Source organism: Leptolyngbya sp. DQ-M1, assembly GCF_039962505.1.
Taxonomy (GTDB): Bacteria; Cyanobacteriota; Cyanobacteriia; order Leptolyngbyales; family Leptolyngbyaceae; genus Leptolyngbya.
On record NZ_JAMPLJ010000020.1, the window covers coordinates 19,595 to 30,185 of the forward strand.

Below are 10,591 nucleotides of genomic sequence, written 5' to 3' on the forward strand. Positions count from 1 at the left end.
AGGGAAGAAATCGCTCTTCCCTTCTCTCGATCGATGGTTCTTAATGGCAACTTACTCCTTTTAGTGCTTCAGCTTGATTGCTACAACAAATAAGTTTCTACAACCAATTTCCCACTAAAACATATGGTGCCCAGTAGCGAGGATGCTGATACTGAGGATTTTGCAGCAGTTTGAGTTGTGCATCTTGTAGAGCAGCCGACTTCGTTGTTGTCGTTTGGGTGAGATTTCGATAAAACTCGCCCATAAACAATGCTGTAGATTCGTCGTCTAATGACCAAAGCGACGCGATCGTACTTCTTGCCCCCGCCCGAATCGCTACCCCAGCCAGACCCAATGCCGCCCGATTATCGCCCGCTGCGGTTTCACAAGCACTGAGAACCAGAAGCTCGATCGTGCCAGTTCCCGTTTGTTCCTTTGTACGCAGCAATTGATTGAATTCGTTTACCTTGATCGGTTGATCCCACGCGAGAATAAAGGTCTTCTCGGCATCCGAGCTAAACTGTCCGTGTGTCGCCAAATGCACAACCGAAAACGGAGTAGCATTAATTTGCTCTTGCAACTGCTTTTCTGTAAAGGTTTGATTCAGCAGTACTTTACTTGGCACTTCCGATTGAATTTCCTCAACTTCGTTTTTCACAAAACTGAGCGGTGCAAAGCCGTGACGCGATTCGGTCAGCCCTGCGGTGAGGGTTCGTAATTGAATTTGTTTGAGTGATCGTGGATTGAGTAGTTGTAGCCCCGGTGTTAGAGCAATGCCATATTTTTGAATTAAATACTGTTGCCCATCATGAAGCACCGACATTGGGATATTCCGCAGGGCTCCATCTAACACAAACACTAATGTTTTCGGTTTCGTTTCTGCGAACGTTGCTTCTGCGGGGCGAATTAGCCAATTGTAAACCTGTTGTGATAGAGTTTGTACTTCTTGTAGAGTGTATGGTTTTGTGAGTTTTTGCTGCAGTTGTTCAAGGGTTTGTTCAACTTGCACTTGCGGAACTAACACCGTGTAGTGCCGTAATTCTTGTCGCGGTAATTTGAGGATGACCTCTAAGCGATCGCTCAGAATAATCGGATAAACGACTGCCGCCGATGCATCCGCTTGGTCAATGACTTGATCCACTTGCACAACCGTATCTAGACACGCTGCCCGGAAAAAATTTTCAAGTTCTGCAACTTGCAGTGATTCAATCACATCGCGAGCTTGAGTTAATTTAACCTGGCTTGGCACTGCGGTTTTCTGAAGTAACAAATCGACCAACTGGCGATAAATTGGTTCCACGCTTTCTCGGAAAGAAAACTGGATCTCCGGATTTACAGCGACTAAATCTTTGCGTAGCGATTTTAACGTATTGACGGCTCCAGTGTAAGCTGCGATCGCGCCTGTAGAATTGCCTTGCGCTTTCAATAATCGTCCTAATTGCCATTCCCAGCGGTAGGCGATATCTGATGCCCGCATTGCTTCGGCTAATTCCAGCGCTTGCTGCGTTAAATCCTGCGCGAGCGACCATTGACGATTTTGTTCGTAGACATGAGCAAGCGTTCCCAGCGCGAAGGATTGCGATCGTCGATCATTGAGGGCGCGAGCTTGTTGTACCGCTTTGGCTAACTGTTGAGCAATGGCGGTGCGATCAAAGCTCGGAAGCTTCAACAGCAGTTGAGCAAAGGTAATTTGCATCTCGATCGCGGTTCGACTCGGCGGCAAGGTTGCCAGTTGCGGTTGAATTTGACGCACTAAGGGTTGAATGTTGTCGCGCTGATTGGGATGAGTCAGCAAACTGAGTTGATTGAGTTGTGCTTGTACTTTGGTGAGGGGCGACGCGGATCGAGTTGCTGCTTGTTGATAAAACGCTAAAGCAGCTTGAGCGTCTCGCTTGGTTTGGGCAACGTTGCCTAAACTTAACAACGCCGCCGCTGTTTCTTCACTGGCTTGAAGCTGTTTGGCGAGTTCCAAACTTTGTTGCAACACAGCATTTGCTGCATCGGTTTCTCCAACGAGTAACAGCGCATCGCCAAAACTTCGTAAGCCTACAACTTTGACCAAAGATGCAGGTTGGTTTTGGAGGGTCGATCGTAAGTTCTCCAAAACTGTCAGTGCACGACGGTGAAATCCTAGGGCTTGAAGTGCCTGTGCTTGATTAAGGTGGCTACGAACAATACCCGCCTGATCGTTTGTTTTTGAGTAGAGCGCCGTTGCTTGCTGCCAAGTTCCCAAGGCTGACTCGGCTTGCCCAGTCGCGAGCTGCAAACGGCCTTGAATATCAAGCGCTTGAGCAAGCACTGAAGTTTGTTGATGGGTAGAACGCAGGAGTTTCAGACTTTCTGTGATAGCTTGATTAGCTTCGGTCCACAATCCGAGCTGTTGAGATGCTAGTGACAAATTACTCAGCGCGATCGCTTGCCTGAGGGTGTCACCTCGCGATCGCGCCTGTTGAACTGCTTGTTGTAAAACGGTGACTGCTTCACTAAACCGCCCATTTTCATACAGTGCTTTTCCTTGTTCTTCTGGGGTTAGAGCTTGGGCGTTTGGGGCTGGAGAAGAAACAGAAGCCGCAATACTGACAGAATCGCGAATTGCAAACGGAACGCACTCAAAGGCAGCTATCCAGCCAGCTGTGAGGAGAACAAGCCAATTAATCCGAGATTTAGAATCCATGGCAGGGAACCGATGAGAGCTGAACAGAAGAATCAGACGGCACCTGAGCAATCAACGCGACGTTTCCCTGAGCATCTTTCACCCATCCTTGGGCTTCGACTAGTTTTTCGGGTGGAGAAGCTGCACGGTTTGAACTTTGACGAACAGCATCTGGCTTAGTATTGACACCGCTTCTTGCCGCATTTTGCTCTGTGCTAATCGCCACATCAGAGGGAAGATTGACCCAAGGTGTCAGCACCGACGAACTTCTCAAAGGTTCACCGGGTGCAGTTGGTAGTCCACCGCGTCCGGTGATGACAAACTGGCTGATCTCTCCGCTTGCCCGACTTGGTGAACACTGTTGCGTGATTAACCGAGAAGCATCGACGGAAACGGTTGGTAAATTCACTAATCCTTGGCTTGGATTCACACTCAGAACATTGATGTTCACTTGTCCATCAATCCCAAAGTCGGAACTAGCAGAAATACGGCTTAATTGTGGATTTCGTGATTGTTGCTGGAATCCTATCAAACCTTGCGTCGTGATGTTAATCTTGCCGCCCGTTCCTGTATAAGCTTCGGTAGTGATGTTACTTCTTTCAGTGGGAACAGTAACAATTAGGGGAGAACGAATCGTAATATTACCACCATTTCCAGTTCCCTCTTCTGTACCTGCTGAGGTTGAAATATTACTACTGCGCCGCAGCAACAAGAGATTGCCTAAAGTGAGAGTAATATTACCGCCGTTCTGACTACTCGTCGTTTCTCCAAGAATTTCAGCTTGATTATCCAGTAAGAGCCGCCGAGCTTGGAGACTAATGTTACCCGCTGTTATATTGCTTGTATCTTCCTTACCTTGTATAAGGGTACTTGCACTCAATCGACTACCGTTCTCGATCGAAACGTTACCGTGGTGCGCCAGAATCTCTAGGCTTCCAGCGTTTCCATGTCCTTCGGTTTTGATAAACACGTTAGCACGATCGCGAATTGAGAGCGATTCAGTTGAAATCTTAATTTCTCCACCGTTTCCGCTAGCTCCTGGATGAACATTGCTACTGATCCGGCTTCCTGGATTTGTCAGAATAATGTCTCGAGCATTAATGGTAATATTTCCAGCGTTGCCCTGACCATAGGTGCTAACACTCAGTCCAGCATTATCCTGCCCTATCTTGTTATCGATTCTGAGCGAGTCTGTCTCAATTTTGAGGCTTCCAGCGTTTCCACGTCCTTCGGTTTTGATAAACACGTTAGCACGATCGCGAATTGAGAATGATTCAGTTGAAATCTTAATTTTTCCACCGTTTCCGTTAGCCCCTGGATGAACATTGCTACTGATACGGCTCCCTGAATTTGTCAGAGTAATGTCTCGAGCATTAATGGTAATATTTCCAGCGTTGCCCTGACCATAGGTGCTAACGCTCAATCCAGCATTACCCTGCTCTATCTTGTTATCGATTCTGAGTGAGTCTGTCTCAATGTCGATCTTACCCCCATTTCCCTTGGCATCGGGCATCTCTATTTCTCCTAAACGGCTCACAATGTTGCTGCTTGATAAGACTACATCCTTAGCGTTGATCTGGACACTTCCAGCGTTGCCTTTGCCGTTTGTATCAACTGAGATTAGAGCATTATTGGTAATTGAAAGTGAGCCAGTCTCAATCGTAACAATTCCGCCGCTCCGGTATGTTTCCGGCTCTATTTTTAATTGCCTAGCCGGATCATGTACGTTGCTGCTGATTGCCCTACCCTCTGCCTGAGTCGGTCCTGGACCTCGTACTGTAACGCTGTCAGCCGCGCGGATGGTGACATTTCCAGCGTTTCCATACCCGTAAGTGCTAGTACTCAACCGTGCGCGATCTTCGATCAAGAGGGATTTCGCTTCAATCTCAATATTTCCTCCCCGTCCATGAACGTTAGGACCCAATTTACTATCACCGACTCGGCTCTGAGCTCCACTAAATCGATCACCTGACCCTCCGTCTAGGTTCCCTTTCAGGGTAACTTGACCACGTGCGCGAATAACGATTGCGCCCGCATTGCCAGTTCCAAAAGTAGAGGCGTTGAGTTGCGATCCCTCTAGCATCGAAAGTGAGCCAGTATGAATGCTAATCTTGCCCCCTTGACCTGTGCTGTTCGGGGCCACAATATTCTTAATTTGAGATTCTCCCGTCACAGTGATTGCATCGATCGCATCGAGCGTAACGTCTCCGGCTTTACTCTCTTCTGTCCCTAATTTTGGTGCAATTCCTGCCTCCAAATCACTTTTATTGGCAATCTCCAAAGACTGAGCCACGATCGCAATACTGCCACCATTATCTTTAGCAACGGAAATTCGAGCCCCATCGGTCAGAGCAACCGGAGCACGGGTCAGACCCTTGGGAACCTCCAACCGCAATTCCTCACCGCTGAGTTTGAGATCCACTCGTCCTTTATCTGCCACGCCTACCAACTCCACCCGTCCACCCGGAGCAGTTAATCTGCTCCCCCTCATGTCAATGTTGCCACCCACGAGCAGCAAACTGCGACCCTCACGAACCTTTAACCCAAAAGCTTCGTCAGCACTCGAAGAAGTGTGTGAGTTATTTTGAATCCCTGCTCGCTCGTTGCGGTTGAAGAGCAACGCTGAAGGATTCACCGTTAACAGTGGAGCAGCATTCGGATCAGAAGCACTAAACGAATTTTGGTCATCGAACTGAATCGCATCAGCAGTGGTTGCTAGTAACGAACCGCCAATTTGTAACTTTGCATTCTTTCCAAAAATAATTCCATTGGGATTGATCAAGAATAAACTGGCGGTGCCATTGGCTCGAATGAGTCCATCAATATTGGAAATAGAGCTACCGGTAACGCGGCTCAGGATGTTCTGAATGTCTGAGGTATTATTAAAATAAGCAGTGCCATTCGTGGGAACTGAGAATTGACTAAAGCTATGAAACAAGTTTTTTCCTGCTAACGTTCCGCCCGTGATGGTGCTGACGTTTCCCTCAACGGCAACGCTCGAATTGTTAGAAAGGCTCCGATCAGGAATCACTTGAGCTGGGACCGGAGATATTAATAAGCCTGAAGCGATCGCGAGTGTGGGTGACAAGAGTACTGCGATCGTTAAATTTAGGAAACGCTTATCTAGGGATTGCATCATCGTACTTAAAGTTTTTCAAAGTCTTACCTGTATCAATCCATCCAGCGCTTCGTGTTGCATTTTGCGCTGAGGGTCTTAAAGGGAAATATGATACTAGTTTATCGCCAAAATTAGCTCGTTTTTATTACGAAAAGTGAGCGTAACAGGAAGCAATAACAACAGAAATTCCACTGCAAATAGGCAAACGATTCTTCTAATCTGTATAAAACTACAAGCATTATTTGATAAATCAATAGAGGCAAACAACTACTAAAAGCCTCTACTCGGTAGATGTTCATTCAGGTGATTAGTTATGTTGAGCTTAATTTGCAACCCAACGAAAATTAGCCTTCTGCAATTAATTGCGAACAAGCTGGATGCGATTGAGATCAATAACCCCAAAATGGCACAACTTCTCTGTCGCCTCATTCCCTCGCACTGCCCCTTTGAACGAGATATTCGTTTTTGCGATCGCGTTCTCCTCCACATACCTCCAATGTGCAAACTGAACCCGTTTTATGAACAATTAGTTGGCTTGCGGTTCAAAGCCCTCTGCTACCTAGCTGATGTTTGTGGTGAAGATATCACAGCTTATTGCTAATATACAGACCCTATTGTTATCCACGAGTGTTAAATTGATGTTTTCGCATGGGTGCGGGGGAATAAATGAAGTCGTTAGAAGCATCACAGCGGCATTATCAACTTAACCATGTACCTTCAAGATTAAGCACAGTATATCCTTGAACATTCAAGCGTTGCTCAATGTTACCAGCAACTTTCAAGCAATTTCTCGCCACTCCTCAAATCGTTGGCGTAGCTGTTCTAGGTAGCGTTTTACACTCAGGTCATGTTGCTTCGGGTGAAAGTGTCCTCGGATTGGTTCAAAGGCTGAGAGAAATCGTTGCGCTTGCCCTGGGGATTTAAATTGTTGCATTCGCCGCTCTCGCACTCGTGTGGGTTAATGCAAGTTCTCTACTCGATTGTTCAATCCCTTGTGTTGTTGATGTTATACTCGCTTTATCGCCTGTTTCTTTGTCGCTTCATCGCTCCTGAGGCTAGTCCGCTAGTGCTTTTCTTGTTCATATTAGGGGATCGTCAAGGTGCAACAAAGAGTTAAATAAAAATAGCTCTGCTATGAGGGTGAAATGATGTCTCGATCGCAACTTCAAGTTCTGCTGACGCTTGGCGTTACGATTGCTACTTCTTCTCCGGGACTTGCTCAGCGCATTCCCATTCCTCCGCCTCAAGATCTACCACGCCCGCTTCCCTCACAACCCTCGCCGTTGGAAGCTACGCCAGCTCCGCTGCCTCCTCCGGATCAACTGCTTCCGATTGCTCCGTTACAACCGACACCTGAAGCTCCTGGTAACGTTCCCGATACCATTCAACTCAAACAAATTGAAATTGTCGGGAGCACAGTCTTTCGGGCGCAAGACTTTTCTGAAATTACTCGCAAATATGTGGATCGCAATGTTTCATTTGCAGAGTTGTTGCAGTTGAGAACTGAAATTACAGATTTCTATGTCAAGCGCGGCTATGTCACCTCTGCTGCCATTTTGCCGCCGCAAGTGCTGACGGGTGGCACGGTCAAGATTCAAATCATTGAAGGTACGATCGAGAGTGTCAATGTGCTCGGAACGCGTCGCCTCAATCCTGCCTATGTCCGTAGCCGCATCGGTCTTGTTGCTCAGAAGCCATTGAATGTGAATCGTTTGCTCGAAGGCTTGCGGCTATTGCAGCTTGATCCTCTAATTGCTTCGATTTCAGCCGATTTGCAAGCCGGAACGCGCCCCGGAACCAGCATTTTACAAGTGACGATCGCAGAAGCCAAAACGCTCACCGTTACTCCGTCACTCGATAATGCGCGATCACCCAGTGTCGGCTCATTTCGACGACAGTTTGGAGTCTCACAAGCGAACTTGCTCGGTTTCGGCGATAGTCTCAGTGCAACTTACACTAAAACGGATGGAAGCAATGGCGTGGATTTGAGCTATACCATTCCTCTCAATCCACGCAATGGAACATTGAGGCTTGCTTATGGCAGTACTCGCAGTCGCGTGATTGAAGAGCCGTTTGATGTTCTCGATATCACAGCGAGATCGCGCTATTACGAATTGACGTTCAGACAGCCGATCATTCAGCGTTCGACCGATGAATTCGCCTTGGGGTTGACCTTTTCGCGGCAAGAAAGTCAAACCGAACTCGGCATTAATAATATTGGTCCATTTCCGTTGTCTCCGGGGGCTGACGCGCAAGGACGAACCCGAATTTCAGCATTGCGGTTTTTTCAGGAGTATGTGCAGCGCAGCGATCGGCAAGTGTTTGCTGCGCGATCGCAGTTTAGCTTGGGTTTAGGTTTGTTCGGTGCCACGCTCAATGATCAAGATCCCGATAGTCAATTTTTTGCCTGGCGAGGACAGGCGCAATGGACAAGGCTTTTAGCGAGAGAGTCATTGTTGTTAATTCGAGGAGATTTGCAGCTTGCCGGGCATACCTTAGTTCCTTTCGAGCAGATTGGCATTGGGGGAGCCGAAACGGTTCGCGGCTATCGACAAGATGCCCTCCTCACGGATAATGGATTTTTGTTCTCAACCGAGTTGCGGTTGCCGATTTTTAGACCCAGTTGGGGAATTGTTCAACTCACACCGTTTATCGATTTGGGTACAGGCTGGAATCGGAGTGGAGAAAATCCTGCGAAAAATACGCTGGTTGGGGCGGGATTCGGCTTACTATGGCAGCAAGGCGAGGATTTTTCAGCCCGGATTGATTTTGGATTTCCGTTGGTGTCGATCGAGAATGAAAAGCGCACCTTGCAAGAGAATGGCATCTACTTCTCGATTCAATATAGCTCCTCGTTCTAAGAGGACGTTTGAGAAGTAGCAGATTATACCCATTTGTTAGAATGGAGACATGAATCGGAAATCTTACAATACTGATGTGTCTGATGATGAGTGGACAATCCTTGAACCATTAACTCCAGCATCTCAACTCAGTAGGCGTCCGCGTTTTCGCAGTATGCGCAAAGTTATTAATGCTATTTTCGGCATTGTCAGGTTAATCGGAACGTAGAATAATCGGACTGGTTCAACTCGGATCATATCTTCTCATGTACTCCCGTCATCAATTTCCCGGCGAAATCATCAGTTACTGTAAATTCGGGCAGCAATACGCCAATCCGCTGCGACGGAAACGCCCGTTCATCGCTGATAAATGGCATCTTGATGAGGTCGTGGTGACGATCAAGGGAAAGCAATATTATTTGTGGCGAGCGGTGGATGCGGAGAGCACTGTATTGGGTGTGCTGCTGCAACGACATCGAGATACCCATGCAGCAGCACGTTTTTTTCATAAACTGCTGAAGAAACAAGGTTTCGTGCCACGGATGATGGTCACCGACAAACTGAAGAGCTACGAAGCGGCAAAGAAACGAGTGATGCCGAGCGTGGAGCATCGAACTCATAAGGGGCTGAACAATCGAGCGGAGAACTCGCATCAACCTACAAGAGTCCGAGAACGACGCATGAGGCGATTCAAATCTCTAGGGCAAGCGCAACGATTCCTTTCAGCCTTTGAACCGATTCGAGGCCACTTCCACCCGAAGCAACATGAACTAAGTGCAAAACGATACCGAGAACAACTATGCCAACGCTTTGAGGAGTGGCGAGAAATTGCTTGTGTGAGAGTTACTGCGTAACATTCAGCAGCGCTTGAATGTTCAAGGATTACAGTGCTTAGTGTTGAACGCATGCGGTTAAGTTGATAATGCCCCCTATGTTGACTTCAAGTAAGCCAGTTTCCTTAGTGTTTCAGTCCCGTTGCCGAGATTCAGAGCTTTGCGACTTGAAATGCTGTGTCTACGGGCAAAACGGCTTTACCTTTGTTTCAGTCCCGTTGCCGGGATTCAGAGCTTTGCGACCCTGCGCTCTGGTTCGTGCTGGCGCCCGGTCTAGTTTCAGTCCCGTTGCCGGGATTCAGAGCTTTGCTTGCATCAGAGATCTGACCTCAAACGGCAAGCAGATTCTTTGCAGGCTGCAAGCTTGGCACTTTTTTGTATGGTTGATCGGCGCTGGCATTGCCCCTTGATCTGCAGCGCGAGCCGCCGCGATCGCGGTCTCAGTCATTTGCCGCAGTTGTGGGGTAAACCTCACCCTCTGCCTGCGCCGATTGCCATGATAAAAAATCTCACCGTAGCTCAGTTGCTGTCCCGTCCGTTCCTCTAGGCAAAGCGCTGCTCCACAGAGTTGAAAGTGATCGTTGAGGTGCTTTGCCATCTTGCCCTTCTTGTATTCGATCGGGATGAGCTCACCCGCTCGCTCCTCAACGGCATCAATGATGCCAGAGACCCCAAGACGATCGCTCCACACCCACTGCTGCTGGTGAATGCGCGTATCGCCCTCTTGCACCACAGTCTCTTCATTGATGTTGCGATGCAGATGACGACCCAGAATAATATGCTCGTTGTCTTCCATTTCGCCCAGCACATACTCAAAATAAAAGCGGCGGGGGCAATACTCCCAAGCATTGAGATACGCCAGGGGCAAGTAGTCTTCTGTCATGGTTTGAAATGATAATTGATGGCAATCCTCCAGCCGCTAAGCTATTGAGTTGAATAAAGCAGAATAGCGCTAACCTTTCTGCCTTGTCGCCTCGAGCTGCTTGGTTAAACCCATTCCCGTTGCGGTTTTGCGGCATTGTCAGGTTAACCGGGACGTAGAATAATCGGACTGATTTAACTCGGATCACCTCTTCTCATGTACTCCCGTCATCGTTTTCCCGGCGAAATCATCAGTTCCTGTGTGTGGTTGTATTACACATTCCCCTTGAGTTACCGGGATATCGAG

General features: G+C 47.9%; 6 protein-coding genes and 2 pseudogenes. 4 read left to right on the plus strand and 4 right to left on the minus strand.

The genetic code is table 11. The features are described 5' to 3' along the window. Nucleotides 1–97 precede the first annotated feature (97 nt). Both NC981_RS24340 and NC981_RS24345 read right to left on the minus strand, forming a co-directional pair. Nucleotides 98–2,653, minus strand: coding sequence for a CHAT domain-containing protein (locus NC981_RS24340; protein WP_348245401.1), 2,556 nt, complete (start codon nt 2,651–2,653; stop codon nt 98–100). Further along, nucleotides 2,643–5,720, minus strand: coding sequence for a filamentous hemagglutinin N-terminal domain-containing protein (locus NC981_RS24345; RefSeq protein ID WP_348245402.1), 3,078 nt, complete (start codon nt 5,718–5,720; stop codon nt 2,643–2,645). Before NC981_RS24345 ends, NC981_RS24340 begins: the two co-directional genes overlap by 11 nt. A gap of 343 nt (nt 5,721–6,063) precedes the next feature. Between NC981_RS24345 and NC981_RS24350 the strand changes: the two genes are divergently transcribed. Further along, nucleotides 6,064–6,351: a Mo-dependent nitrogenase C-terminal domain-containing protein gene (locus NC981_RS24350; RefSeq protein WP_348245403.1), complete on the plus strand. Its 288-nt coding sequence runs from the start codon at nt 6,064–6,066 to the stop codon at nt 6,349–6,351. Between the two features lie 177 nt (nt 6,352–6,528). Here the strand turns inward: NC981_RS24350 and NC981_RS24355 are convergent. Then, a pseudogene (locus tag NC981_RS24355) lies at nt 6,529–6,762 on the minus strand (IS6 family transposase); the annotation flags it as partial. Between the two features lie 136 nt (nt 6,763–6,898). On the opposite strand from NC981_RS24355, the gene NC981_RS24360 reads away from it, so the two are divergent. Beyond that, nucleotides 6,899–8,611, plus strand: a complete 1,713-nt coding sequence (locus tag NC981_RS24360; protein ID WP_348245404.1) for a ShlB/FhaC/HecB family hemolysin secretion/activation protein — start codon at nt 6,899–6,901, stop codon at nt 8,609–8,611. 245 nt (nt 8,612–8,856) lie between these two features. Further along, nucleotides 8,857–9,444: an IS6 family transposase gene (locus tag NC981_RS24365; RefSeq protein WP_348245405.1), complete on the plus strand. Its 588-nt coding sequence runs from the start codon at nt 8,857–8,859 to the stop codon at nt 9,442–9,444. A 277-nt stretch (nt 9,445–9,721) separates the two neighbouring features. Here NC981_RS24365 and cas4 read toward each other — a convergent pair whose 3' ends face one another. Then, a complete protein-coding gene (gene cas4, locus NC981_RS24370) occupies nt 9,722–10,306 on the minus strand; it encodes a CRISPR-associated protein Cas4 (RefSeq protein ID WP_348245406.1) in 585 nt (194 codons plus the stop codon). A gap of 195 nt (nt 10,307–10,501) precedes the next feature. Here cas4 and NC981_RS24375 point away from each other — a divergent pair. Continuing rightward, nucleotides 10,502–10,591, plus strand: a pseudogene (locus NC981_RS24375) (IS6 family transposase); the annotation flags it as partial.

What these genes read in the sequence shown, in the direction of transcription:
- NC981_RS24365 (WP_348245405.1), top strand. Translation starts at nt 8,857, where the DNA reads ATGTACTCCCGTCATCAATTTCCCGGCGAAATCATCAGTTACTGTAAA.
- cas4 (WP_348245406.1), bottom strand. Translation starts at nt 10,306, where the DNA reads ATGACAGAAGACTACTTGCCCCTGGCGTATCTCAATGCTTGGGAGTAT.
- NC981_RS24360 (WP_348245404.1), top strand. Translation starts at nt 6,899, where the DNA reads ATGTCTCGATCGCAACTTCAAGTTCTGCTGACGCTTGGCGTTACGATT.
- NC981_RS24350 (WP_348245403.1), top strand. Translation starts at nt 6,064, where the DNA reads ATGTTGAGCTTAATTTGCAACCCAACGAAAATTAGCCTTCTGCAATTA.
- NC981_RS24340 (WP_348245401.1), bottom strand. Translation starts at nt 2,653, where the DNA reads ATGGATTCTAAATCTCGGATTAATTGGCTTGTTCTCCTCACAGCTGGC.